Here is a 23,889-nt window from a genome sequence, read left to right as displayed (position 1 = left end):
GTCCGCACCGCCGACCACGCCCCCGGCGACCCGGCCGCCGGACTGCCCGCGATGGACGGGGAGGCGCCGTTGCTCGCGCCGCGGGCCGGGTACCGGGTGCCGTTCGCCTGGGTCCCCGACCAGACCTGCACCGACCCGGACCCGGTGACCCCCCCGTCGAAGGGCGTCAACTACAAGGTGGCCCTGCGCTCGGACGTCCCCGCCGCCGAATCCGGCGCCCCGGCCTCCGGTGCCTCCGGCGCCCCCGGGGTACCCAGCGCCAACCCGCCGGCCTCCGAGTCCCCGTCGGCGGCCCCCAGCACGACCTCCAGCCCGACGGCGACCCCGACCGGCAACCCGACCACCGCGCCGGCCACCGCCACCATCGCCCACACCCCGGCCCCCGGCAGCCCCGCGGCCGCCACGGTGACCCTGCCGGTGTCGTGCGGCGGCACCGTCTACCGCGGCGGCGTCCAGGGCGTGGGCGGTCCGGCGCCGCAGCCGTCGGGCTCGCCGACGGCGGGGTGACGGGCAGCGGCCACCGGGCGCCGAACGGCGGGAATCGCGCACCGGGCGGCAGCCGCGAACGGGCCGGACGTCGCCGTGTCCGGGGCCCGGGGGGTCGGGCGGATGTGAGGAGTGGTTACCGTGGGGGGTGTGTACCGGTTCCTCCTGACCCCGAGATGGCTCGGCGGCACCGTCGTGGCCGTGGCTGCCGTGGCGGTGTGCCTGTGGCTGGGCTCCTGGCAGCTCGGCCGGTTCGAGGACCGGGTGTCCACGCACCAGGAGACCAAGCAGTCGGCCGCCGATTCGGGTGACGCCCGGCCGCTCGACGCGCTGCTCAACCAGACGACCCCGCAGGTGAACACGGAGACCGTCGGCAAGACCGTCACCGTGACCGGCAGCTACGACACCGAGCACCAGCTGCTCGTCCCCAACCGCGTGATGGACGGCAAGCAGGGCTACTACGTGCTCACCCCGCTGCGCACCGCCGACGGACACGCCGTCGCCGTGGTGCGCGGCTGGGCGGCCGGGGACCCGGGGGCGGGCGCCGCCGGGCCGCCGCCGGGCGGGCAGGTGACGGTCACCGGGCGCTTGCAGGCCAACGAGGCTGTGGGCAGCAACGGCGCGGTCGCGGGCGGTCTGCCCACCGGGCAGCTCGGCATGATCAACCGGGCGTCGCTGCTGAACGTGCTGGAGTACGACGGCTGGTACGACGGCTGGGTGGCCGTCGACGACGCGCCCGCCGGGCTGGCCCCCGTACCGACCGTGCAGCCGCAGGGCGGGGACGGGCTCACCCTGCGCGCGTTCCAGAACCTGGGCTACACCCTGGAGTGGTTCGTCTTCGGCGGGTTCGTGGTCTTCATGTGGTACCGCCTGGTGCGCCGCGAGGCGGAGGCGGAGCAGGACCGGGTCCTCGGACTGGACCCGGTCCTGGACTGACGCTCCGGAGCGCCCCCGGGCTCAGCGCTTCGTCGGCAGGGCCGGTGGCGCGGTGGGCTTGACCGGCGGCGGCGCGGTCGGGGCCGGTGTCGGAGGCAGCGGCTGGGTCGGGGACGACGAACCGGTGGGCAGCGGCGTCGGCTCGCTGTGGCAGTGGCCGTTGCCACTGCCGTTGGTGTCGTCGGAGTCGTAGTGGTCGGTGTGGTGGTGCACGGTGCGACCGGACTTCGACCCCTTGGAGCCCTTCGAGCCGGAGGAGCCCTTGGACCCGCTCGACCCCTTCGACCCCTTGGCGAGTTCGACGGTGCCGTCCTGGTCGGTCGCCTCGTACACCGCCGGCAGGACGGCCGTGCCGGTGCCCGGCGCGCTCGCCTTGGTCGCGGTGGCGGGCGGTGCGGCGGCAGAGGGTACGGCGGCGGACGGCGCCGGGGCGGACGGCGCCCCGGTGGGCACGGCCGGCGGCACCGCGGTACCCGTGGGCAGGACGACCGGCGGGCCGGTCGGGGGCGGGCAGGCCGCGTTGTCGCCGTCCGAGCTCGAACAGCCGGTGAGCACCAGGGCTCCGACGGCCGCCACCCCCGCGAGCGTCAGCAGACGTCTCACACGGTCCCCCCGTCCGCGGTGTGCCCGGCCGTGCCCAGGTGCCGCCGGACGAAGTCGATCTCCAGGCGCAGCTGCCTGATCCGCTCCTCCACCACCAGCGAGCCGTGCCCGGCGTCGTACCGGTACACCTCGTGCGGCTTGCCGAGCCGCTCAAGCCGCTCGACGTAGTTCTCGATCTGCCGGATCGGGCAGCGCGGGTCGTTGACGCCGGCGCTGATGTACACCGGCACCCGCACCTGCTCGACGTAGGTCAGCGGCGAGGAGGCGGTGAAGCGCTCGGGGACCTCTTCCGGGGTGCCGCCGAAGAGCGTGCGGTCCAGCGACTTGAGCGCCTCCATCTCGTCGGCGTACGCGGTGTGGTAGTCCGCGACCGGGACGGCGGCGATGCCGAGGGCCCAGCTGCCGGGCTGGACGCCGAGGCCGAGCAGGGTCAGGTAGCCGCCCCAGCTGCCGCCGGTGAGCACCAGCCGGTCCCGGTCGGCGAGGCCGCTGTCGACCGCCCACGCGCGGACCGCCGCGATGTCCTCCAGCTCGATCAGCCCGACCCGCTCGTGCAGGGCGTCCGTCCAGGCCTGGCCGTAGCCGGTCGAACCGCGGTAGTTGACCCGGACCACCGCGAAGCCGTGGTCCAGCCAGGCCGCGGGACCGGCGGCGAAGGAGTCGCTGTCGTGGTGGGTCGGGCCGCCGTGGATCTCGAACACGGTCGGGTACGGGCCCTGCGCGGGCGTCGCCGGCCGCTGCACCAGGGCGTGCACCCGCCCGCCGGGGCCGTCCACCCAGACGTCCTCGACCGGGACCGAACCGGGCGGCACCGCGCCGGGCGCCCGCAGGACGACCGTCCCGGCGGTGGAGCGGACGGCGGAGGGCTCGGCGGCGGAGGACCACAGGTACTCGACGGTGCCGTCCGGACGGGCGGTGGCGCCGCCGACGGTGCCGCGCGGGGTGTCCAGGCGGGTCAGCAGGCCGTCGGAGAGCGCGTACGAGAACAGCTCGCTGCGCGCCTCGTACTCGTGCTCCACCAGCAGTTCAGCGGCGCCGGGGCGCCACTGCGCGGAGACATCGCCGGGCAGCTCGCGGCCCTGCTCGTCACGCAGCGGCAGGGCGGTCTCGGCGCCGGTGGCGACGTCCCAGACCATCGGCTCCCAGCGGCCGGTGCGCTGGTGGGCGACCAGCAGACGGGTGTCGCCCTCGACCGGGGCGAAGCCCAGGCAGGCGACCCCGCGCGGCTCGTCCCTGCCGGTGACCTCGTCCAGCTCGGCGACGGTCTCGACGCCGCCGTCCCCGGTGAGGCGCACGACCCGGATCGCCGAGTGCATCGCGTCGCCGTGCTCGGTGTGGTCGATGGCGAGCAGCGTGCTGTCGTGGCTGAGGTCCCCGATGCCGCCGTACTCCTCGTGCCGGTAGATCTCGACCGGCTCGGCGCTGCCCGGGCGGCGCAGGTGCAGGGTGGTGCCGTGCTCGTCGGTGGAGCGGCCGACGACCACCGTGCCGTCGCGGCCGACGGCCAGGCCGGCCGAGTAGGAGGGGCCGAGGCCGGGCACGGCCTCCTCGTCGGGGCCGCCCGCGAACGGCTGGCGGCGCCAGACGCCGAACTCGTCACCGTCGTGGTCGTCGAACCACCAGACCCAGTCGCCGTCGGGGGACAGCTCGGCGTCGGTGGTGCCGTTCGGGCGGTCGGTGACCTGGCGGTGGGTGCCGGTGGCGCGGTCCCAGGCGTAGACCTCGTAGGTGCCGGTCGCGTTGGACACGTACAGCGCCCGGTCGGGGGCGTCCTCGGCCCAGTCGGGCAGTGACACCCGGGCTGCCCTGAACCGCTGCTCCCACGCCGGTACGGCGCTCTTCTCCTCGCTCATCCGACCATCCAACCCGATCGGGGGGAGCGAAGGGAACGGGCGGGCGGGCTTCGGGCCACCCGCCCGGTGCGCCGGGGGCGTTGCCGGAGGATTCGGCAGGGCTTTGAAGTTCGCTACTCGCTGGTGTCCGGAGAGTGCTTCCAGCCCTCGGAATAGTGGTCCCGGTGATAAGCCAGGTGAGCCTGATCCACTTGATGACCGGGAGCCTCCCGCAGCCTCCCGATCTCCGCACCCGTGGCGCGGTCAGTTATGGTCAGGTCGTCCGCGATGGCCAGCGTGCCGAAGTCGAACAGCGTGTGGTGGTTGGGACACAGACACAGGACGTTCCCCGCGACATCGGGCCCGTTGTGCGGCTGCCCCAGCCCCCGGATGTGAGCTGCCTCTGCGTAGGCGCCGGTAGGCGTGCGAAGCCGATTGCCACACACTTGGCAGGCGAAGTCGTGGGCTCGCTTCACGAAGTTCGCCACCCTGGTGCTGCGGACGATGCGCTGAACCCTGGCTTCGAGCCGTGTGGGGTTGTCCCGACCAACTGGCTCCTGGAGCACGGCTTCCTGCCGGGGCGGCACGTAGTCGGCGAGGCTCACGAGGCGGTAGCGCCAGATACGGAAGCCGGACCGGCCGACATCGTGCCAGGAGTCTTCGACACGAAAGAGCCCGTCATAGCGGTAGCTGGGACTGGCAGAGCGCTTAGAAGGGTGCCTCACCGCACGGACCACCCGCACCGGCGCCCCGGTGGTCTGGCTGGTGACGAGGGCAGCATTGCCGCGGGTGAGTTCCTGGTCCTTTACCTGGCGCTGCGTGTCCGAATCGCGCCCACCCTGCCCGGTGTAGACGATGACGTCGCCGTGGTCCTCGTCGTCCTCGTAGCCTCCGGAGACGACGATTGACTCGGCTCCGAGCTCCGCCGTGCCGCAGATGCCGGCCTGCAACGGCCGGTGCACCTTGGCGTTGGCGAGGACCTGTCGGTTGACGAAAGAACGTCCGACTTCGATCCCCGGCACATTGCCGTAACCGTCGAAGGTGATGGGCATGGCGGTGAGGACTTCTTCCTGCAAAGTTCGGACCTCTCAACGTCAGAGAATCGATGGACTCATCGATGTACTAGGGGTTGAGCTTCGTACCACAAACGCTCACGCGCACCACACGGTTCCACGTTCTGCGATGCCGCTTTCCGCGGCGAGACCATCGGGCGAACTGTCCGACTGCCAGACCCAGTTGGAGGGCGAGGAGTGGGGTTCCGATGTCAGGGCCTCGGCTTACGATGCCCTCCATGACGATTCGAGGCTTCTTGCATGAGGTTGGCACGACCTATAACCGCCGAGACGGGATCGGCACGCCAACGGCCCAGCTTCTCCGAGATGCTCCGTCTCACTTCGCCACGTACATACAGGGTGAATACGTCATCAAGGGGAGTGCTGGTGCTGGCGCAGGTGCTCTCTGTCCATGGGTCGCCTTCTTCGATCCGGACGAAACCACGACGGCTCAGCGCGGCATGTACGTGGTGTACCTCTTCGCCGAGAACATGGAGACGGTATCGCTCAGCCTGAACCACGGTGTCACTGAACTCCACAAGAAGTATCGACCCGCAGAAGCGAACCGCAGACTCGCCGCGGAAGCTGGCGCCATTCGTGGGGTGCTGTCCGTCGAGGGCGTCCAGGGCATGGAGCCCGCCATCGACTTGGGCAGTCAGTCGGGGCTGCCTCGGTCGTACGAGTACGGGAACGTTGTCGCTCGCACGTACAAGGTTGACGATCTGCCCGATGAAGACACGCTGTGCGCTGACCTCAGGCGGTTCATCGCGCTCTACCAGGACGCCCTGGTGGCTCGGGAACGTCTGCGGCAGACGACGCGTGACGTCATCGTCACGGTTCGGGCCGAAGGCACGTGGACTCACGAGCAGGACAAGGATGCGCTGCTCCACTTCGCGCCCAAGAGTGACGAAGAGTACGTGCAGTTCATCGAGGGCCGCGAAATCGTGAAGAGCAGGAGGCACGAAACCCTGGTTCGCGACTATGGAACCTACCTCCGGGTTAAGGGGTTCGATGTGGGAACCAACGTGCACCCGAGGGACATCGTCGCGCGCAGCGAGTCCGGGCACTGGTTGATCGAAGCCAAGGTCGTACGGCGAGGGAATGCCACCCACGCGGTGCGAGAAGCGCTCGGACAGCTGGCGACGTACTCCTTCCTGCTCTATTCGCCCGACAAGCAGCCGATGCAGATGGCCCTCTTCACTGAGGAGATCGGCGATGCCTACGTCAGGCTCCTGGAGCACCATGGCATCGCGTCTGTTTGGCGTTCGGCAACCGGATGGTCGGGATCATCCAGCGCGGTCACGGCGGGATTGGCCTCGCCGATGCAGTCGGACGCCTAACCGACATCGGTGGGCAACGGGGCCCGCACAGTCCGAGGGTGGATGAAGAGGGTGGCGCGTGAGCTGCGTCACAGCTGTGTGGCCTCTTGCTCCCCAGTGGGCCCGGCCGGTGATCGGCAGTCACGCAGGTCGGGCACAACGACAGAGGCTCTGCCGGATTTCTCCGGCAGAGCCTCTGCATTGGGTCGGGGTGGCGGGATTTGAACCCACGGCCTCTTCGTCCCGAACGAAGCGCGCTACCAAGCTGCGCCACACCCCGGTCTTGCGTTTTGTTGCTCTGTCTCCTTCGCAACGAGTAGAACTCTACCGGACGCTCGCCGAGACACGAAATCCGGTTTCGGGCGGGCGTCCGGCGGGGGTCAGCGGGGGGCCGGGGTGAGGGTGAGGAGGGTGGCCTCGGGAGGGCAGGCGAAGCGGACGGGGGTGTAGCGGTTGGTGCCGCAGCCGGCCGAGACGTGGAGGTGGGAGCGGTGGCCGCCGGCCGTGTGGGTGGAGAGGCCCTTGACCCGGCGGGTGTCGATGTCGCAGTTGGTGACCAGCGCGCCGTAGAAGGGGATGCAGAGCTGGCCGCCGTGGGTGTGGCCGGCCAGGATCAGCGGGTAGCGGTCGGCGGTGAACGCGTCGAGGACCCGCAGGTAGGGCGCGTGGACGACGGCGAGGGAGAGGTCGGCGTCGGGGGAGGGGCCGCCGGCGACCTCGCTGTAGCGGTCGCGGCGGATGTGCGGGTCGTCGAGGCCGGTGAACTCCAGGTCGAGGCCGTTCACGGTGAGGCGGCCGCGGGTGTTGGTGAGGTCGAGCCAGCCGGCGCTGTCGAAGCCGTCGCGGAGCTTCTCCCACGGGTTGTGGACGGCCCCGCTGATGCCGCGGCTCGCGGTCCCGTCGGGGTTGTTCATGCCGTGGACGCCGCTGCGCATGGCCTGGAGGTAGCGCGCCGGGTTCTTGCGGGCTGGGCCGTAGTAGTCGTTGGAGCCGAAGACGTAGACGCCGGGGAACTCCATGAGCGGCCCGAGCGCGTCGAGGGCGGCCGGGACGCCGAGCGGGTCGGAGAGGTTGTCGCCGGTGTTGACCACCAGGTCGGGGCGCAGGCCGGCCAGGCTCTTCAGCCAGCGCTGCTTCTTGCCCTGTCCGCTCACCATGTGGATGTCGGACACCTGGAGGACCCGGATCGGCCGGGCGCCGCGCGGGAGGACGGGGACCTCGATCCGGCGGAGGCGGAAGGCCCGGACCTCGTACCCGACGGAGTAGGCGAGGCAGGCGGCGCCGGCGGCGGCGATGCCGAGGGGAACGGAGTGCAGCGGTCGCATCAGTCCATGCTCTCAGACGGTCGATCAGCTGCCACCCGCCCGGAGCCGGTGGGGGAGGCGGCGGGGGGAAGGGGAACGGCGGCGGCCGGGGACGGCTCCGCGGAGTCGCGGCGGGCGCGCAGGGCGCGGACCTTGTGGCGGTTGCCGCAGCGCTCCATCGAGCACCAGCGCCGCCGGCCGGGCCGCGAGGTGTCGACGAAGATCAGCGGGCAGTCGTGCGCGCCGCACTCCCGGACCCGGTCCGCGTACGGGCCGGTGAGCAGGGCGATGGCGTCCCGGGCGAAGGCGGAGGCCAGCTGCGCGCCGTCGGCGGGCAGGGGGGTGGCCGCGGTGCCGTCCGGGGCGATCCGGGGGACCAGCGGCGGGTGCTCGGCGGCCCGGTTGAGGACGGCGTAGTCCTCGGGCGTGCCGGTGGCGCCGCGGGCGTGGGCGGCGGCGAGGCGCCAGAGCGCGTCGCGCAGGGCGCGGGTGCAGGCGAGCCCGGCGGGGGAGATCCGCACCGCCTCGGCGGGCAGCCGCAGCCGGGAGAGCGGGAGCCAGCCGGCGAGGTCGGCGGGCCGGTGCAGCACCTCGTACCGGGCGTACGGGCCGGGGCCGCCGGTGGTGAGCAGTTCGAGGCAGAGGGCGCCGGGGTCGAAGTGGAAGCGGCCGCCCCCGGGGGTGGTGAGGACCAGCCCGTCGTCTCCTTCGGTCATGCGATCAGGGTAGGCGTAACCGGAAATGGGGGTTACTGGGAACGGGGGGCACCGGGAGGGGAGGCCGCGCCCAGGAGGGCCGGCGTCAGGCTCCGGATGTCCCCGCGCAGCTCGCCGGCGGTCAGCGCCGCCCACATCACCCGGCGCCGCGGCTTGCCGCTGGAGGTGACGGCGATCCCGCCGCGCGGCATCTCGACCGCGAGCAGGTCCGCCTCGTGGCCCAGGGCCTCGGCGAGCACCGAGTGGGCGGCCGACTGCCAGCGCGGCTCCGGCTTCTCCAGGACGACCACGCCGGTCGGACGGTCCTCCCGGTGGCCGAGCAGGATCGCCACCCGCCGCTGAGGGATGCCCAGTTCGTGCAGCCGGGCCTCCAGGTTCTCGGCGAACACCATCCGGCCGCGGACCCTGACGCCGTCGCCGATCCGGCCGACGACGAAGAGCTGACCCCCGCTCATGAAGCCCGCGTCGCCGGTGCGCAGCACCCCGCCGCCCAGCACGGTGCCGGAGGCGGTGACGATGTCGTCCCGGTAGCGGGTGCCCACGGTGCCGCCGCTGACCAGCACCTCGCCGACCACCCGGTCCGGCACCTCGTCACCGTGGTCGTCGACCACCCGTACCCGGACGCCGTGCAGCGGCCGCCCGCAGCCGACGTAGCGGCCCGCCTGCTCGCCCTCCAGGTCGACGGTGGTCCAGCCCTCGCCGATCGGCAGGCCGGTGACCGCCAGGGTGGCCTCCGCCCCGCCGTACGCGGGCAGCAGCGCGCGCCGGTCGAAGCCGTACGGGCCGAGCAGCTTCTCGAAGTCCTCCAGCACCTGCGGGTCGATCCGCTCCGCGCCGAGGATCAGCGAGCGGACGGATCCGAAGTCCAGGCCCTCCAGCTGCTCCGGCCGGACCCGGTTCAGGATGTACACCAGGCCGAAGTTGGGCATGGCGGTGAGGGAGAGCTTGTTCTCGCTGAGGCAGCGCAGGTAGCGCAGCGGGGAGCGGAGGAAGTCGTCGGGTTGCAGCATCCAGCCGTCGCAGCCCACGGTGACGAAGCTGACCAGGCAGCCGATCAGGCCCATGTCGTGGTGGACCGGCAGCCAGGAGACACCGGCGTCACCGGGCAGCCACTGGGTCCAGCGGTGGATGGCGTTCACGTCGTTGCGCAGCGCGTCGTGCCCGATCAGGACGCCGCGGGAGCGGCCGCTGGAGCCGGAGGTGAACTGGAGCAGCGCGAACTCGGCCGGGGGGTACGGCTTCGAGGCCGGTCCGACGCCGGCAACGAGTGCGTCGAAGAGCACCGGGGCGGGCAGGCCGAGACCCTCGGTGACGCCGCGCACCAGGGCCAGGGACTCGTCGTCGCAGACGATCACCGCGGGCCGCGCGGTGGTGAACAGGGCCCGTGCGCGCTCGGCGTACGCGCCGCGGCGCTGGAGGGCGAACGGCGGCGCTATCGAGCACGGGGTGCAGCCGGCCGCGATGGCGCCGAAGAACGTCGCCACGAAGCCGGGACTGCACCGCTGGACGACGGCCACCACGTCGCCGTCCCCGGCTCCGGCGGTGCGCAGCGCCTCGGCGGTGCGCAGCACCTGCTCGGCCAGGTCGGCGTAGCTGTGGAAGTCCCAGGAGTCGCCCGGTCCGGCGAAGCGGAGGCCGCGTTCCTCGGGGGCCTCCTCGATCCAGTCCAGCAGGGCCCTGTCGGGGGTGCTCATTGACCGATTCCTCCCAGATCCTCGCGTCATCCGGAGCAAACTGGTGCCGCCCACGCGGAATCCTCCGGTTCCTTCGGGCGGGAGGACAGGAATCCCAGCGGGCAAGTCCGTCGCGGGGGCACCGGGGACCGGCAAGGCAGGTTGCCGGTCGCTTTCCTGGCCGACGCCCGCGACGCGGGCCCGGCGCAGGCCCGGCGTCGGCGGCGACGAACCGGCGGCGAAACCGGCGCGGCATCGGTGCGGCATCGGTGCGGAACCGGGGGAGGCGACCGGCGGGGAGGAGAGCGCACCGGAGCACGAGCAGGGCCCGGAGCCCGCGCAGGGACGGGAGCGCGGGCAGCACGGACGGTACGGGCGTGGGGCCGGCCTCAGGCCGGAATGGCGTTGACGTACTCGCGCATCATCCGGGGCACCCGGTACGCGTACTGGTGGCCGCGGTTCACCTGGACGACGGAGAAGTCGACCAGCTCGGCCAGGACGTCGAGGTTGCGGGAGGGCTCCAGCGCGTCGTCGACCGGCTCCTGCCGGACGTCCTCGATGGAGAAGTCCTCCGGGAAGCGGGAGAACCGTCTGAGCGCCCGGCGCTGCCGTTCGTCGAGCAGCCCGTACGCCCAGGCGAGGCTGCGGTGCAGCGAGCGGTGGTGGGAGAGCCCGCCCACCTCCTCCTGGCCCAGGATCGGCAGCACCCGGCACTCCTCCACCAGGACGCGCAGCGGCACCGAGCGCATCCGGAACGCGGCGTTCTCGATCGCGAGCGCCAGACCGCCGAGGCGCCGGCACAGCTCGACCACCTGGGGCATCTGGTCGCTGAGGTCCAGTGTCGGGACGACCGAGTGCACCCGGCGGCAGAACAGTTCGGCGGCGGGCGGGCAGCCGTACAGGCCGTCCGGCTGGTCGACCGACAGCGGCGACACCTCCCACAGGTCGGCGGGGACGCCGGCGGGTGCCCGCAGCGAGGTGATCACGATGTGCAGCGCGGGGTGCCGCTCCAGCAGCGCCCTGACCTGCCGGGCCACCGTGTCGATGATGTGCTCGGCGTTGTCGACGACCAGCAGCATCTGCATCTCGGGGCTGGTCCGTGGGTCGCGGTCGAAGCTCCGGAACAGGGTGTCGAGCGCGCGCTGGGCCTGGGCCGAGGCGGCTGCCGGGTCGACGCCCTCGGGGGTGACCGAGCCGAGTTCCAGGACGGCGACGCCGTCCCGGAAGCGGTCCAGGAGGTGGGCGGCCGAGTCCAGCGCCAGCCGGGTCTTGCCGACTCCGGCCGGTCCGGTGAGCACCAGCGGCCGGCCGGGGCGCAGGGCGGTCACGACGTGCAGCAGGTCGGCCTGGCGGCCGACGGTGATGTCCGTCTTGGGGCGCAGCCCCTGCCACCGTGCGGTTTCCGGGATCGCGGCGGCCGGGGCCAGCAGGCGGGGTTCGGGCCGTGCGGGCAGCAGCGCGGCGGGGGTGCCGGGCCGTCCGGCCTGGGACATCAGGACGTCGCGGTTGGTCGCCGCGGAGAACAGTGCCCCCACCAGGAGTTCCACGGAACTGCGCCGCGGATTCCTGATGGCACCGGTTTCCAGATTGCGAATGGTCCGGACACTGACATTGGAGTGCTCGGCTAATTGCTCCTGGCTCCAGCCGACCATCTTCCGTTGCGTTACCAACATCGAGCGAAGCTGATTGTTGTCCATTCCCCCGCGCTTCCTGCTGTCGTGAGCAGAATACAAGTCAAGAACAAGTCAAGAACTCGATGCGCCGTTTCGAGGCGCCGGTCACTCCGAAAACGATCGCTCCGGCCGGGCGACCGGTCGGAGCGCAGGCGTGAGCGCTCGTACCGGGCTCGGGCCGCAGTGCGCACGGTTCGCGGTCCGCGCGGGCCGCGACGGGCGTGGGCCGCACGGCGCTCGGGCCGCAGTGGGTCGGTGCCGTGGAATAATGAATCGGGGACGTGGTGACGGTTTGTCGCAGCTGTTCGGCCGCGGTCTTCGGCAGTGCTTTTGCGGTGAGGTGATCGCCGCTCGGGGGCTGCTCGGGCGACGCGCGAACGAGTGTACTACGCGGGTAAATTCCGGGAAGTGGCCGCAGCGTTCTAGGTGCCCCTCCGACACCGGCAACTTCGCGCGGTTTCCGGCAATTCCCGGCCTTTCGACCGGGTGCGTGCGGGCATTTTCGGCCACCGTGGCCCGATTCCGTCGGACGTTCCCGGCCTTGATCGCCGATTGTTCACGGACCCGGCCGTCGGCTGTTCACGGACTCGACCTCCGCCGTTCCCGGGTCGGATCGGCGTCGCCCGACGCGCCGCCGGGCGAGGGACGGCCGGTGTCGCCGGGGCATACTCGTTCATCTGCGAAAACCCGCTGGATGCCTGCGGGAAACCCGGTTGAGCCCACCCACGGCCGAAGGATATGAAGAGGAAATGACAACGCTCAAGGAGCAGCTGCACGAGGACCTCACCGCTGCCATCAGGGACCGGAACGAACTGCACTCGTCCACCATCCGGCTCACGCTGGCCGCCGTCACCAGCGAGGAGGTGGCGGGCAAGCAGAAGCGCGAGCTGTCCGACGCCGAGGTGCTGAAGGTGATCGGTCGCGAGGCGAAGAAGCGCCGGGAGGCGGCCGAGGCCTTCGACACCGCCGGCCGGACGGAGCAGGCGGACCGGGAGCGGGCGGAGGGCGAGGTGCTGGCGACGTACCTGCCCAAGCAGCTCTCCGACGAGGAGCTGGCCGCGATCGTGGCGGCCGCCGTGGCCGAGAGCGGCGCGAGCGGCCCGCAGGCGATGGGTGCCGTCATGAAGCTGGTGAAGCCCAAGGTCGACGGTCTGGCCGAGGGGGGCCGGGTCGCCGCCGCGGTGAAGGCCGCCCTGCTCTGATCCGCCCTGCTCCGGCCCGACCCGGCCGGGGCTGATCCGACCCGCTGCGGCCCGACCCTTCCGGGCCCGCACCGTCCGAGCCCGTCCGGGCCTGACCTGGGCGGTCGGGCCCGCCCCCGGCCCCCGCGAGGCGGCGGCGCACTGGCCTGAATCGAGTGTTCCGGCGCCGTCGTGCGGCATCCGGCCGCCCGTTCCGCCCCCGCCCCCGCCCCCGGCGCCCGGCAACACGCCGAAGGGGCGCCCTCCGCACTGGAGGGCGCCCCTTCGGCATGCTCGTCCACCGAGCGCGGGGAAGCCGGTCAGCCGTTCCCGTTGCCGCCGTGACGGCCGTTCCCGTTCCCGTTGCCGGGCCCGCCGATGCCGGGCGGGAAGGTGAACCCGCCGGGCAGTCCGCCGGGCAGCCCGCCCGGAAGCCCGGTGGTGCCGCCCTGCTGCTGCGGCGGCGGGGGGTTGCCGGCGGGCGGCTGGGCGGCGTTCGGGTCGGCCGGCGCGGTGGTGGCCCCGGGGGGAGTGACCGGCTGCGGGTCCGGGATGTTGGCGGTCTGGATCGGCTCCAGCGGGGTGCCCTTGAGCGCCTGGTTCATCGCCAGCGCCCAGATCGGCCCGGGGCCGGTCGCGCCGAACACGTCGTCGAAGTGCTTACCGCCGATGTTGATGTTCTTCATCTTGACGCCGCCGGCCGGGCCGCCGAGCCAGACCGCGGTGGCCAGCGACGGGGTGTAGCCGTTGAACCAGGCGGCCTTCTTCTCGTCGGTGGTACCGGTCTTGCCGGCGATCTTGCGGCCGTCGTCCATGGTCAGGGCGGCCGCGGTGCCCTTCTCGGTCACGTTCAGCAGGACGGCGTTGAGCGAGTCCGCGGTCTGGTCGGAGAAGGCCTGGCTGCACTGGGCCTGCGGGACCGCGATGTCCTTGCCGTCCACCGTGGTGATCTTGTTGATCGCGACCGGGGTGCAGTACTTGCCGCGGGCGGCGAAGGTCGCGTAGACGTTCGCCATGGTCAGCGGGGAGAGCTCCAGGGTGCCGAGGACCATCGAGGGCACCTCCTGGAAGGCGTCGCCCTTGGCGGACTGGGTGATGCCCAGCTTGTTCGCCATCTGCTTCATCGCGCAGAGGCCGACCTGCTGCTCCATCTGCACGAAGTAGGTGTTGATCGAGCGGGCCATCGCCTCCTTCAGCTGGTACGGCCCGACCTCGTTCTCCTGCTCGTTCTTCACCGTCACCTTGGGCCGGTCGGTGTTCTTCCAGGTGCCCGAGCAGGTGGACATCTGCGGGTACTCGATCTTGTTCTCGGACGGGAACGACTGGGTGTTCGACATGCCCGACTCCAGCGCCGCCGCGGCCAGGATCGGCTTGAAGGTCGAACCGGTCTGGAAGCCGTTGCCGCCGCCCATCGCGGCGTCCACGTTGAGGTTGACGACGGTCTGGTTCTTGTTCGGGTCCAGGCCGTACGGGCGGGTCTGGGCCATCGCCAGGATCTTGCCGGTGCCCGGCTCCATCATGGTGGCGGCCGCCGACACCTGGTCGGTCACGTTGACCTTCGAGGTGACGGCGTTCTGCGCGGCGGCCTGCTTGTCCGGGTCCAGCGTGGTGTAGATGTTCAGGCCGCCGGTGTTCCACACCTTCTTGCGCTCGTCGGCGCTCTTGCCGAACGCCGGGTCCTGCTTGACCACGTGGCGGACGTAGTCGCAGAAGAAGCCCATCCCGGCCTTGGCGGTGATGCAGCCGTTCTGCGGGTCCTTGTACTTCAGACCCAGCGGGGCGGCCTTCGCCTCCTTCGCCTGGTCCGGGGTGATGTGCTTGTTCTCCAGCATCTTGTCGATCACGACGTTGCGGCGCTTGACCGTGTTCTCGGGGTAGCGCACCGGGTCGAAGGACGACGGGTTCTGCACCATGCCGGCCAGCGTGGCGGCCTCGGCGACGGTCAGGTCCTTGTTGCTCTTGCTGAAGTAGCGCTGGGAGGCGGCCTCGACCCCGTAGGCCTGGTGGCCGTAGAAGGTGATGTTGAGGTAGTTGGTGAGGATCTGGTCCTTGCTCAGCTCCTCCTCCAGCTTGATGGCGACCTTGAGCTCCTGGATCTTGCGGCCCAGGGTCTTGCGCTGGGCCTCCAGGACGGCCGCCTGGTCGTCGCCGGCCTTCTCCACGTTGACGTTCTTCACGTACTGCTGGGTCAGCGTCGAGGCGCCCTGGGAGGTGGTGCCGCTCTCGGCGTTCTTGCTGACCGCGCGCAGGATGCCCTTGAGGTCGACGGCGCCGTGCTCGTAGAAGCGGGCGTCCTCGATGTCGACCTGGGCGTACCGCATGAACGGCGACATCTGGTCGGCGGGGATGACCGTGCGGTCGCGCTCGTACACCTTGGCGATCAGGCCGCCCTTGGCGTCGAAGATCTGGGTGGCCTGGGTGAGCGGCGGGGTCTTGAAGTCGTCGGAGACGCTGTCGAAGCTCTCCGCGGTGTCCTTGGCGGTCAGCCCGATGGCGCCGACGGCGGGCAGGGCGAGGCCTGCCAGCAGGAGTCCGGAGAGCACGCTGACGCCCAGGAACTTCACGCCGTTGCCGGCGTGCTCCAGCGCTGATCCGCCGGAGCGGTCGCGCGGAGCTCCGGTGTTGCCTGGGGGCTGGGGTGCCTGGGGGCGCTTCGGTGCCATGGGGAGAACCCTACGTCGCGGAATCCCGCACACCGGGGCAGGTGTTCGCCTAGGCTTGTCACAAGCTTGCGACAGCTTCGGTGCGTCAACATCGTTCACTCGTGTGGGCGAGGAGACTTGCCCGAATTGCCCGCCGATGGCCGGATTTTGAGGCAGCTGTGGCCTGCTGTACCCCTGTGGCCGGTCACACTCCGTGGTGACGTCTGTGGCGAGGGTGAGGGTTCGGCCCTTGGCAAGGTGTACGACCTGCGATCACTCCAACGAGTGAGCTGATCGATACCCATAGTCCGATCGGGTCATGCGAGATTGAGCCCGAAGGGGCTGTTGCAAGCTGTCGTTCTTCCGTAACGTCCTCAACTGGCAACGGTGAACATGCCGTTGCCGCCGTGGGGGAGCCTCGATACGGGAGAGGACGGCGCCGGGATGGGCTGGGTTGACGACTGGAGTGCGCAGGCCGCCTGCCGCACGAGTGATCCGGACGAACTGTTCGTCCAGGGGGCGGCGCAGAACCGCGCGAAGGCGGTGTGCAGCGGTTGTCCCGTACGGACGGAGTGCCTCGCGGACGCCCTGGACAACCGGGTGGAGTTCGGGGTGTGGGGCGGGATGACGGAACGCGAGCGCCGGGCGCTGCTGCGCCGCCGCCCGACCGTCATCTCGTGGCGGAGGCTGCTGGAGACGGCACGCACCGAGTACGAGGAGTCCCTCGCGACCGGCGTGATACTGACGGACTACGCCCAGGCGGGCTGAGCCCGGCCGCACCATGCGGTCCGGGCCGGTCGGCCCCGCGGGCGAGGACTACACCGCGCCGTTGAGCCGGTCCCCGATGGCCCGCAGTCCGTCCAGGTCGTGCACGTCGCCCGGCAGCGCCGGCACCTCCACGATCGGCACGTCCGGGTACACCGAGACGAAGCGGTCGCGGGTACGGCGTTCGCGCCCCACGATCTGCATCCGCTCGGCGTGCAGCCGCAACAGACCTGCCGCGAGCAGCTCCGCCTCGGGTGAGGTGTGCTCCGAGCCGTTCTCCTCCAGGGCCTCGGCGGCCGCCAGTGCCCGCTCCGCGGTGAGCTGCGGCGCGCCCGTGCCGTGCACCCGGTTGAGCACCAGCCCGGCCAGCGGCATCCGGTCCGCGGCCAGCCGGTCCACGAAGTACGCCGCCTCGCGCAGCGCGTCCCGCTCCGGCGCGGCCACCACCAGGAACGCCGTGCCCGGCGCCTTGAGCAACTGGTACGTGCGGTCCGCGCGCTCGCGGAAGCCGCCGAACATCGAGTCCATCGCGCTGACGAAGGTCTGCACGTCGGTGAGCAGCTGGGCGCCGAAGATCTTGCCCAGGGTGCCGGTGAGCAGGCCCATCCCGGCGTTCAGGAACCGCATCGCGCTGCGCCCGCCGACCTTGGCCGGGGCGGTCAGGATCCGGATCACCCGGCCGTCCAGGAAGGACCCGAGCCGGTTGGGCGCGTCCAGGAAGTCCAGCGCCGAGCGGGACGGCGGGGTGTCCACGACGATCAGGTCCCACTCCTCGGCGGCGCGCAGCTGCCCGAGCTTCTCCATCGCCATGTACTCCTGGGTGCCCGCGAAGCCGGCCGACAGGGACTGGTAGAAGGGGTTCTCCATGATCGCCCGGGCCCGCTCGGGCTCGGCGTGGGCCAGCACGACCTCGTCGAAGGTCCGCTTCATGTCCAGCATCATGGCCTGGAGCTCCCCGGTGCCGGTGACCCCCTTGACCACCCGCGGGGTGTTGTCCAGCTCGGTCAGGCCCATCGACTGGGCGAGCCGGCGGGCCGGGTCGATGGTCAGCACCACGACCTTGCGGCCGCGTTCGGCCGCCCGCAGGCCGAGCGCGGCGGCGGTGGTGGTCTTGCCGACGCCGCCGGAGCCGCAGCAGACGATGATCCTGGTCTTCGGGTCGTCGATCAGCCCGTCCACCGCGAGCCGCTGCCCGGTGCTCCGGACCCCGTTGCCTGTCGCGCCGGTGCCGTTGGTGGTCATGCCGCCCCCTGCCGCTTCAGTTCGCCGGCCAGCCGGTACAGCCCGCCGAGGTCCACGCCCTCGCCCAGCAGCGGCAGTTCGTACGTCGGGAGCCGCAGCTGCTGGATGTCGGCGCGCTGCGCGCGCTCCAGCTCGACCCGCTCGGCGTGTTCCCTGGCCTGCTCCAGCAGCGGGTCGAGCAGCGGCTCCACCGCCGCCCTGACCTTCTCCGCGGTGCGCGGGCGGCCGCCCAGCCCGGCCTCCCCGAGCGCCAGGGCGACCTCCTCGCGGTGGTCCCCGTCCACCGCGGCCACCGCCGCCGCGTCCAGCACCGGCGGCCTGACCAGGTTGACCATCACCCCGCCCACCGGGAGCGCCGCCTCGCGCAGCTCCCCGATGCCGTCCACCGTCTCCTGCACCGGCATCTCCTCCAGCAGGGTGACCAGGTGCACCGCGGTCTCCGGCGACTTCAGCACCCGCATCACGGCCTGCGCCTGGGTGTGTATCGGGCCGATCCTGGCCAGCCCCGCGACCTCGGCGTTGACGTTCAGGAACCTGGTCAGCCGCCCGGTCGGCGGGGCGTCCATCACCACCGCGTCGTAGCGCCGCCGGCCGTCCCGCTCCTTGCGCCTGGTCGCCTCGCAGGCCTTGCCGGTGAGCAGGACGTCCCGCACGCCGGGCGCGACGGTGGTGGCGAAGTCGACGAAGCCGACCTTCTGCAGCGCCTTCCCGGCCCGGCCGAGCTTGTAGAACATCTCCAGGTACTCCAGCAGCGCCAGCTCGGTGTCGATCGCCAGCGCGAAGACCTCGCCGGCGCCGGCGTCACCGGCGGGCAGCCCCAGCTGGGTGCGGGAGACCGAGGCGATCCGGCGCTCCTCGTACGGCAGCGCGGCGATCCCGAACAGCTCGGCGATGCCCTGCCGGCCCTCGACCTCGATCAGCAGCACCCGCCCGCCGTCGGCGGCGAGCGCCAGGGCCAGCGCCGCGGCCAGCGTGGTCTTCCCGGTGCCGCCCTTGCCACTGACCACGTGCAGCCGGACGCCCTCCCAGTCGGGGTCGCGCCGGTCCGTCTGGCCGGGGGTGCGTGCCACGCTCCGTCTCCGTCCGTCTCCGTCCTGCGGGCGTTCCCTCCTGCCGAGGGTGCCCCTCGCCAGGGTGCCCTCCCGCGAGGGTAACCAGGGACCGCGCCGGATGCCCGGAGCACCGGGGCCGCCAGGCCTGATCATGCCCTCTTTGTGCCCCACCTCACACGCCTCGCGGCCGGCGGAGCGGATCGCCGCGACGGCTCGTCTAGAGTCTGGCCATGACCAAGTGGGAATACATGACGGCGCCCCTGCTGGTGCACGCCACCAAGCAGATCCTGGACAACTTCGGCGAGGACGGCTGGGAGCTCGTCCAGGTCGTGCCCGGCCCGAACCCGGAGCAGCTGGTGGCCTACTTCAAGCGGGAGAAGAACGCATGAGCAAGGTCGAGGAGAAGCTCGCCGAGCTGGGCCTGACCCTGCCGCCGGTGGCCGCCCCGGTCGCCGCGTACGTGCCGGCCGTGCAGTCCGGCGACCTGGTGTTCACCTCCGGCCAGCTTCCGGTGGTCGGCGGCAAGCTGCCGACGACCGGCAAGGTCGGCGCCGAGGTGTCCCCGGAGGAGGCCAAGGAGCTCGCGCAGATCTGCGCGCTGAACGCCCTGGCCGCCGTGAAGTCGGTGATCGGTGACCTCGACCGGATCGAGCGGGTCGTCAAGGTCGTCGGCTTCGTCGCCGCCGCCCCCGACTTCATCGCCGTCCCGGGTGTCGTCAACGGCGCCAGCGAGCTGCTCGGCGCGGTGCTGGGCGAGGCGGGCGTGCACGCCCGCAGCGCCGTCGGCGTCGCGGTGCTGCCGCTGGACGCCCCGGTCGAGGTCGAGCTCCAGGTGCGGGTCAAGACCGCCTGAACGTGATCGCGGAGGCGGGGCCGGGCCTGTCCGGCCCCGCCTCCGTGTTGCCGGGGTGTGTCCGATCGACCGGTGAGCCTGGCGGGAATTGTCGGACACGCCCTAGCATCCGGGCATGGACCATCGAGCGACGACGCTCCCGATGCCGCCCGGCTGGCCTGCCCGGATCCGGGCGGTCGAATCCGGCGCGGTGACCCCGCCGCTGCCCAGGCCCGCCGCGACCGTCGTGCTGCTGCGCGACACCGCCGAGGGGCCGGAGGCCTACCTGCTGCGCAGGCGCACCTCGATGGCCTTCGCGGCCGGGATGTACGCCTACCCCGGCGGCGGGGTGGACCCGCGGGACGCCGAGGTCGAGCCCCGCTGGGCCGGGCCGGCGCCCGAGGAGTGGGCGCGGCGGCTCGGGGTGGACGCCGGGACGGCGCGGGCGGTGGTCTGCGCGGCGGTCCGCGAGACCTTCGAGGAGGCCGGCGTGCTGCTGGCCGGCCCCGACGCGGACAGCGTCGCCGCGCCGCGCGACTGGTCCGCCGAGCGGGCCGCGCTGGAGGCGCACGAGCTGTCCTTCGCCGAGTTCCTCCGGGACCACGGCCTGGTGCTGCGCAGCGACCTGCTGGGCGGCTGGGCCCGCTGGATCACCCCGGAGTTCGAGGAACGGCGCTACGACACCTGGTTCTTCGTGGCCGCGCTGCCGGCCGGCCAGCGGGCGGCCCTGGAGGTCGGCGAGGCCGACCGGGTCGCCTGGCTGACCCCCGCCGAGGCGGTGCGGGGGCACCGGGAGGGCCGGTTCGGCATGCTGCCGCCGACCGTGACGGTGCTGCGTGAGCTGTCGCCGGTGCGGACCGCCGCCGAGGCCCTGGCCGTGGCCGCCGGCCGCCCGCTGGCCCCGGTGCTGGGCCGGGCCGAGGTCCGCGGGGACCGCCTGACGGTCCGCTGGCCCGGATACGAGGAATTGACCATCGACGGGGAGTTCCCCGAGGACTCCTGACCGTTCCACCGACCGGGACCACCCGTCCCGGTCCGCAGGGCCCGCACGACCTGCACGACCCACAAGATCCGTACGACCCGTACGACATGACCTTCCCGCACCTCCGCAGAGAGAGGACCGACGCCCGATGACCCACGACGACGTGGCTCGCCGGACGGCACCCGAGATGCCCGCCCGCCGCCTGATTCCCCGTGTCCCCGCCTGCGACAGCCAGGCCCCGTTCGTCGAGGTGGCGCAGCGGGCCCTCGTCCGGGCGCTGCCGCTGCGGGCCCTGCACCGAGACCTCGGAGGCGGCCGGTGAGCGGACTCCTGCCCGGTGACCCCGCCGCCGTCGTCGGCGGCGAGGCCACCCCTCGGGCGCTGTGCGTGCTGGCGCCGAACCCGTCGCCGATGACGCTGGACGGCACCAACACCTGGCTGCTCTCCGAGCCCGGCTCGGACCTCGCGGCGGTGATCGACCCGGGCCCGCTGCACGAGGGCCACCTGCGCCGGGTGATCGACCTCGCGGAGGAGCGGGGCAAACGGATCGCGCTGACCCTGCTCACCCACGGCCACGCCGACCACTCCGAGGGCGCGGCGCGCTTCGCCGAGCTGACCGGCACCGAGGTGCGGGCACTGGACCCGGCGCACCGGCTGGGTTCGGAGGGCCTGGTGGGCGGACAGCGCCTGGACGTCGGCGGCCTGGACCTGCGGGTGGTGGCCACCCCTGGGCACACCTCGGACTCGCTGACCTTCCACCTGCCGGACGACGGCGCGGTGCTCACCGGTGACACCGTGCTCGGCCGCGGCACCACGATGGTGGCGCACCCCGACGGCCGGCTCGGGGACTACCTGGACTCCCTGCGCAGGCTGCACACCATGGCCTCCGACCAGGGCGTGCGGACGGTCCTGCCGGGCCACGGCCCGGTGCTCGCGGACGCGCTCGGCGCCGTCGACTACTACCTGGCCCACCGGGCCGCCCGGCTCGCCCAGGTGGAGACCGCGGTCGAGGACGGCTGCCTGACCGCGTCCGAGGTGGTGGCCCGGGTCTACGCGGACGTGGACCGGGCGCTCTGGCCGGCCGCCGAGCTGTCGGTGCGGGCCCAGCTGGACTACCTGGTCGAGCACGGGCTGATCCCGGGCCAGGGCGGCGACTGACCGCGCCGGGGCAGTGACCGACCGCGCCGGGAAACGCGGAAGGGCCCGTCCGATCCGGACGGGCCCTTCCGCGTTCGCGGGCGTCAGCGCGAGCGGCGCGACAGCCGCTCGACGTCCATCAGGACCACCGCGCGCGCCTCCAGCTTCAGCCAGCCACGGCCGGCGAAGTCGGCGAGCGCCTTGTTGACCGTCTCGCGGGAGGCGCCGACCAGCTGGGCCAGCTCCTCCTGGGTGAGGTCGTGGGCGACGTGGATGCCCTCCTCGGACTGCACGCCGAACCGGCGGGAGAGGTCCAGCAGGGCCTTGGCGACGCGGCCGGGCACGTCGGAGAAGACCAGGTCGGACATCACGTCGTTGGTGCGGCGCAGACGGCGGGCGATGGCCCGCAGCAGCGCGATGGAGACCTCGGGGCGGGCGTGCAGCCAGGGCTGGAGGTCGCCGTGGCCGAGGCCGAGCAGCTTGACCTCGGTCAGCGCGCTGGCGGTGGCGGTGCGCGGGCCCGGGTCGAACAGCGACAGTTCGCCGATCATCTCGCTGGGGCCGAGCACGGCCAGCATGTTCTCGCGGCCGTCCGGCGAGGCGCGGTGCAGCTTGACCTTGCCCTCGGCCACGACGTACAGCCGGTCGCCCGGGTCGCCCTCGTGGAACAGCGACTCCCCACGGGCGAGGGTGACCTCGGTCATGGAAGCGCGCAGCTCGCCGGCCTGTTCGTCGTCGAGTGCCGCGAAGAGTGCGGCGCGCCGCAGAACGTCGTCCACGTGCTTCCTCCTTCTCGGCCGTACGGCGGGTGGGCCGTCCGGCACAAGTTCCGTTCAGTGTTCTGCATCACCAAGCATGGCGCATGTCGCTCCGATCATATGAGGAGGGGGTGTGCGGAGGTGTGCCGTGCGGGGCCATTCGTACCGGCGGGTCACCGCGCGGGCCCGGTGGCGGGAGCCCCGGGGCGGCCATCGACCGAACTCTTGTCCGGTCTCATCGAACAGTGGCCGACCGCATATGCTTTACGGGTAAATTACCTGCTAACCTTTTGCGCATGGCCACAACCGCCCAGTTCCGGCAGGCACTTCGGATCGGCCCGTCCGGGGACATCTGGCACAAGCCAGCGCTCAGCGCCGTGGTCACCCTCGGTGCGCTCAACCTGACCCTGCTCGGTCTCGGCCGGCTCGACCTCGCCCTCTACACCTCCGCCGGGGGCCTGGGCGCCCTGTACGGGCACGGCCTGCCGTACCGGGCCAGGGCCCGGACGCTGGCCGGCGTGCTGCTCGGCACCGTGCTCAGCACCGGAGCCGCCCTCACCGCCGCCGCGCTGACCCACGACGCCGCCGTCCTGGTCGCGGTGGCGGCGGTGCTCGCCGCGCTGCACAAGCTGTTCTGCGACGCCGCCCGGGTCGGCCCGCCCGGCAGTCTGATCATCACCTTCACCACGGCGAGCTGCGCCTTCCTGCCCCAGCGCCTCTCCGACGTCCCCGCGCACCTGGCGCTCACCGTGCTCGGCGCCGCACTGGCCTGGCTGGTCTGCATGGCCCCGGCCCTGGTGCGCCCGTACGAGCCGGAGCGGATCGCCACCGCCCGCGCCCTGGAGGCCGCCGCCCGGCTGCTGCGGACCGACCGGGACGGGCCGGGCGCGGCCGCCGCCCGTACCGCGCTGCTCGGCGCGGTCGAGGCGGCGTGGCAGAGCCTCGCGCTCTCCTCCCCGAACCGGCTGCGGTCGCTCGGCGACCGACCGGAACGGCTGCTCGTGCACGCCGAATCCGCCCTGACCGGGCCGGGCCGGGCCGAGGACGCCGACCGGCACCTCTCCCGGGCCCGCGACCTGCGCCGCGACCGCCCGCTGCCACTCCTGGACCTCACCGACGCGGAGGAGGCCGAACTGCGCGCCCGCCTCCCCGCCCCGCGCCGTCCGTTCCACCGGACACCGCACCGGGCGCTGCGCCCCGGGTCCGCGCTGCTGCCGATCGCCCTGCGGGTCGCGGTCGGCTGCGCCGCGGCGGGCTGGCTGTCGCTGGCGCTCGGCGTCGGCCGGCCGTACTGGGCGGTGGTCACCGCCGCCTCGGTGTTCCAGGCCAACAGCACGCTCACCTGGCAGCGCGCGCTGCAACGGGTGCTCGGCAACCTGCTCGGGCTGCTGCTGTTCACCGCCGTGCTGCCGGTCGCGCACTCGGGCCCGGTGGCGCTGATCGGGCTCGGGCTGGTCTGCCAGTTCGGCGCTGAGGCGACGATCGCCCGCAGCTACTGGCTGGCGACGGTCTTCGTCACCCCGATGGCACTGCTGATGACGGAGTTCGCGGGCCCGCAGCCGGCCGGTGCCCTGGTCGCCGACCGCTGGCTGGACACCTGCGTCGGCGCGCTCACCGGACTCGCGGCCTGCCTGCTGGTCACCAACCGCCGCACCGCCGCCCGGCTGACCCGCGCCCTGGCGGGCGCCGAGGCCGCCGGCCACC

At 72.4% G+C, this 23,889-nt stretch carries 21 protein-coding genes, 1 tRNA gene and 1 pseudogene; 11 read left to right on the top strand and 12 right to left on the bottom strand.

Features of this window, described 5'->3' with window-relative positions:
- Together BU198_RS06610 and BU198_RS06605 are read left to right on the top strand one after the other, a co-directional pair.
- A pseudogene (locus BU198_RS06610) lies at positions 1-507 on the top strand (hypothetical protein); the annotation flags it as partial.
- 129 nt (positions 508-636) lie between these two features.
- Positions 637-1,422: an SURF1 family protein gene (locus BU198_RS06605; RefSeq protein ID WP_188295907.1), complete on the top strand. Its 786-nt coding sequence runs from the start codon at positions 637-639 to the stop codon at positions 1,420-1,422.
- 21 nt (positions 1,423-1,443) lie between these two features.
- Here the strand turns inward: BU198_RS06605 and BU198_RS06600 are convergent, their stop codons facing one another.
- The 3 genes from BU198_RS06600 to BU198_RS06590 form a co-directional block, all read right to left on the bottom strand.
- Complete coding sequence (locus tag BU198_RS06600; protein ID WP_188295906.1) at positions 1,444-2,025, bottom strand: hypothetical protein; 582 nt, start codon at positions 2,023-2,025, stop codon at positions 1,444-1,446.
- The gene (locus tag BU198_RS06595) at positions 2,022-3,878 is read right to left on the bottom strand and encodes a S9 family peptidase (RefSeq protein ID WP_188295905.1); all 1,857 of its coding nucleotides are present in this window, start codon (positions 3,876-3,878) and stop codon (positions 2,022-2,024) included. Before BU198_RS06595 ends, BU198_RS06600 begins: the two co-directional genes overlap by 4 nt.
- Before the next feature lie 113 nt (positions 3,879-3,991).
- Positions 3,992-4,909: a YDG/SRA domain-containing protein gene (locus BU198_RS06590; RefSeq protein WP_188295904.1), complete on the bottom strand. Its 918-nt coding sequence runs from the start codon at positions 4,907-4,909 to the stop codon at positions 3,992-3,994.
- Between the two features lie 239 nt (positions 4,910-5,148).
- Between BU198_RS06590 and BU198_RS06585 the strand changes: the two genes are divergently transcribed.
- Positions 5,149-6,249: an MrcB family domain-containing protein gene (locus BU198_RS06585; RefSeq protein ID WP_188295903.1), complete on the top strand. Its 1,101-nt coding sequence runs from the start codon at positions 5,149-5,151 to the stop codon at positions 6,247-6,249.
- Between the two features lie 185 nt (positions 6,250-6,434).
- Here the strand turns inward: BU198_RS06585 and BU198_RS06580 are convergent.
- From BU198_RS06580 to BU198_RS06560, 5 genes are all read right to left on the bottom strand, one after another.
- A tRNA-Pro gene (locus tag BU198_RS06580) sits at positions 6,435-6,508 on the bottom strand.
- A gap of 100 nt (positions 6,509-6,608) precedes the next feature.
- Positions 6,609-7,553 carry a metallophosphoesterase gene (locus BU198_RS06575; RefSeq protein WP_188295902.1) on the bottom strand — a complete coding sequence of 315 codons (945 nt, stop codon included), beginning with the start codon at positions 7,551-7,553 and terminating at the stop codon, positions 6,609-6,611.
- Positions 7,553-8,248: a CGNR zinc finger domain-containing protein gene (locus BU198_RS06570; RefSeq protein WP_188295901.1), complete on the bottom strand. Its 696-nt coding sequence runs from the start codon at positions 8,246-8,248 to the stop codon at positions 7,553-7,555. Before BU198_RS06570 ends, BU198_RS06575 begins: the two co-directional genes overlap by 1 nt.
- A gap of 32 nt (positions 8,249-8,280) precedes the next feature.
- The gene (locus BU198_RS06565) at positions 8,281-9,942 is read right to left on the bottom strand and encodes an AMP-binding protein (protein WP_188295900.1); all 1,662 of its coding nucleotides are present in this window, start codon (positions 9,940-9,942) and stop codon (positions 8,281-8,283) included.
- A gap of 368 nt (positions 9,943-10,310) precedes the next feature.
- Positions 10,311-11,573, bottom strand: a complete 1,263-nt coding sequence (locus tag BU198_RS06560) for a helix-turn-helix domain-containing protein (RefSeq protein WP_223244021.1) — start codon at positions 11,571-11,573, stop codon at positions 10,311-10,313.
- Positions 11,574-12,343: 770 nt separating this feature from the next.
- Here BU198_RS06560 and BU198_RS06555 point away from each other — a divergent pair.
- Positions 12,344-12,796: a GatB/YqeY domain-containing protein gene (locus BU198_RS06555; protein WP_188295898.1), complete on the top strand. Its 453-nt coding sequence runs from the start codon at positions 12,344-12,346 to the stop codon at positions 12,794-12,796.
- Positions 12,797-13,095: 299 nt separating this feature from the next.
- On the opposite strand, the gene BU198_RS06550 is transcribed toward BU198_RS06555, so the two are convergent.
- Positions 13,096-15,438 (bottom strand): transglycosylase domain-containing protein, encoded by a 2,343-nt coding sequence (locus BU198_RS06550; RefSeq protein ID WP_188295897.1) that lies wholly within the window; start codon positions 15,436-15,438, stop codon positions 13,096-13,098.
- Positions 15,439-15,861: 423 nt separating this feature from the next.
- Here BU198_RS06550 and BU198_RS06545 point away from each other — a divergent pair, with 423 nt between their 5' ends.
- Positions 15,862-16,185 (top strand): WhiB family transcriptional regulator, encoded by a 324-nt coding sequence (locus tag BU198_RS06545; RefSeq protein ID WP_030240986.1) that lies wholly within the window; start codon positions 15,862-15,864, stop codon positions 16,183-16,185.
- 48 nt (positions 16,186-16,233) lie between these two features.
- Here BU198_RS06545 and BU198_RS06540 read toward each other — a convergent pair whose 3' ends face one another.
- The gene (locus BU198_RS06540; RefSeq protein WP_188295896.1) at positions 16,234-17,424 is read right to left on the bottom strand and encodes an ArsA family ATPase; all 1,191 of its coding nucleotides are present in this window, start codon (positions 17,422-17,424) and stop codon (positions 16,234-16,236) included.
- Positions 17,421-18,494 (bottom strand): ArsA-related P-loop ATPase, encoded by a 1,074-nt coding sequence (locus BU198_RS06535; protein WP_188295895.1) that lies wholly within the window; start codon positions 18,492-18,494, stop codon positions 17,421-17,423. Before BU198_RS06535 ends, BU198_RS06540 begins: the two co-directional genes overlap by 4 nt.
- A 212-nt stretch (positions 18,495-18,706) precedes the next feature.
- Here BU198_RS06535 and BU198_RS06530 point away from each other — a divergent pair, with 212 nt between their 5' ends.
- The 5 genes from BU198_RS06530 (at position 18,707) to BU198_RS06510 (ending at position 21,448) form a co-directional block, all read left to right on the top strand.
- Complete coding sequence (locus tag BU198_RS06530) at positions 18,707-18,865, top strand: DUF4177 domain-containing protein (RefSeq protein ID WP_094743074.1); 159 nt, start codon at positions 18,707-18,709, stop codon at positions 18,863-18,865.
- Positions 18,862-19,329: a RidA family protein gene (locus tag BU198_RS06525; RefSeq protein WP_188295894.1), complete on the top strand. Its 468-nt coding sequence runs from the start codon at positions 18,862-18,864 to the stop codon at positions 19,327-19,329. The genes BU198_RS06530 and BU198_RS06525 overlap by 4 nt, the downstream gene beginning before the upstream one ends.
- 115 nt (positions 19,330-19,444) lie before the next feature.
- Positions 19,445-20,311 carry an NUDIX hydrolase gene (locus BU198_RS06520; protein ID WP_188295893.1) on the top strand — a complete coding sequence of 289 codons (867 nt, stop codon included), beginning with the start codon at positions 19,445-19,447 and terminating at the stop codon, positions 20,309-20,311.
- Positions 20,312-20,438: 127 nt separating this feature from the next.
- Complete coding sequence (locus BU198_RS06515; RefSeq protein ID WP_188295892.1) at positions 20,439-20,612, top strand: hypothetical protein; 174 nt, start codon at positions 20,439-20,441, stop codon at positions 20,610-20,612.
- Positions 20,609-21,448, top strand: coding sequence for an MBL fold metallo-hydrolase (locus tag BU198_RS06510; RefSeq protein WP_188295891.1), 840 nt, complete (start codon positions 20,609-20,611; stop codon positions 21,446-21,448). Before BU198_RS06515 ends, BU198_RS06510 begins: the two co-directional genes overlap by 4 nt.
- 83 nt (positions 21,449-21,531) lie before the next feature.
- Here BU198_RS06510 and BU198_RS06505 read toward each other — a convergent pair whose 3' ends face one another.
- On the bottom strand, positions 21,532-22,206 hold the full coding sequence (locus BU198_RS06505) for a Crp/Fnr family transcriptional regulator (RefSeq protein WP_030240972.1): 675 nt from the start codon (positions 22,204-22,206) through the stop codon (positions 21,532-21,534).
- 275 nt (positions 22,207-22,481) lie between these two features.
- On the opposite strand from BU198_RS06505, the gene BU198_RS06500 reads away from it, so the two are divergent.
- The coding region (locus tag BU198_RS06500; RefSeq protein WP_188295890.1) for an FUSC family protein at positions 22,482-23,889 on the top strand (1,408 nt) is incomplete at its 3' end.

Source organism: Streptomyces sp. CBMA156 (assembly GCF_014596515.1).
Taxonomy (GTDB): Bacteria; Actinomycetota; Actinomycetes; order Streptomycetales; family Streptomycetaceae; genus Kitasatospora.
This window is presented reverse-complemented; position numbering and strand designations above follow the sequence as displayed.

What these genes read in the sequence shown, in the direction of transcription:
- BU198_RS06545 (WP_030240986.1), top strand. Translation starts at nt 15,862, where the DNA reads ATGGGCTGGGTTGACGACTGGAGTGCGCAGGCCGCCTGCCGCACGAGT.
- BU198_RS06550 (WP_188295897.1), bottom strand. Translation starts at nt 15,438, where the DNA reads ATGGCACCGAAGCGCCCCCAGGCACCCCAGCCCCCAGGCAACACCGGA.
- BU198_RS06565 (WP_188295900.1), bottom strand. Translation starts at nt 9,942, where the DNA reads ATGAGCACCCCCGACAGGGCCCTGCTGGACTGGATCGAGGAGGCCCCC.
- BU198_RS06515 (WP_188295892.1), top strand. Translation starts at nt 20,439, where the DNA reads ATGACCCACGACGACGTGGCTCGCCGGACGGCACCCGAGATGCCCGCC.
- BU198_RS06560 (WP_223244021.1), bottom strand. Translation starts at nt 11,573, where the DNA reads ATGGTCGGCTGGAGCCAGGAGCAATTAGCCGAGCACTCCAATGTCAGT.
- BU198_RS06540 (WP_188295896.1), bottom strand. Translation starts at nt 17,424, where the DNA reads ATGACCACCAACGGCACCGGCGCGACAGGCAACGGGGTCCGGAGCACC.
- BU198_RS06555 (WP_188295898.1), top strand. Translation starts at nt 12,344, where the DNA reads ATGACAACGCTCAAGGAGCAGCTGCACGAGGACCTCACCGCTGCCATC.
- BU198_RS06595 (WP_188295905.1), bottom strand. Translation starts at nt 3,878, where the DNA reads ATGAGCGAGGAGAAGAGCGCCGTACCGGCGTGGGAGCAGCGGTTCAGG.
- BU198_RS06585 (WP_188295903.1), top strand. Translation starts at nt 5,149, where the DNA reads ATGACGATTCGAGGCTTCTTGCATGAGGTTGGCACGACCTATAACCGC.
- BU198_RS06525 (WP_188295894.1), top strand. Translation starts at nt 18,862, where the DNA reads ATGAGCAAGGTCGAGGAGAAGCTCGCCGAGCTGGGCCTGACCCTGCCG.
- BU198_RS06520 (WP_188295893.1), top strand. Translation starts at nt 19,445, where the DNA reads ATGGACCATCGAGCGACGACGCTCCCGATGCCGCCCGGCTGGCCTGCC.
- BU198_RS06570 (WP_188295901.1), bottom strand. Translation starts at nt 8,248, where the DNA reads ATGACCGAAGGAGACGACGGGCTGGTCCTCACCACCCCCGGGGGCGGC.
- BU198_RS06590 (WP_188295904.1), bottom strand. Translation starts at nt 4,909, where the DNA reads ATGCCCATCACCTTCGACGGTTACGGCAATGTGCCGGGGATCGAAGTC.
- BU198_RS06575 (WP_188295902.1), bottom strand. Translation starts at nt 7,553, where the DNA reads ATGCGACCGCTGCACTCCGTTCCCCTCGGCATCGCCGCCGCCGGCGCC.
- BU198_RS06530 (WP_094743074.1), top strand. Translation starts at nt 18,707, where the DNA reads ATGACCAAGTGGGAATACATGACGGCGCCCCTGCTGGTGCACGCCACC.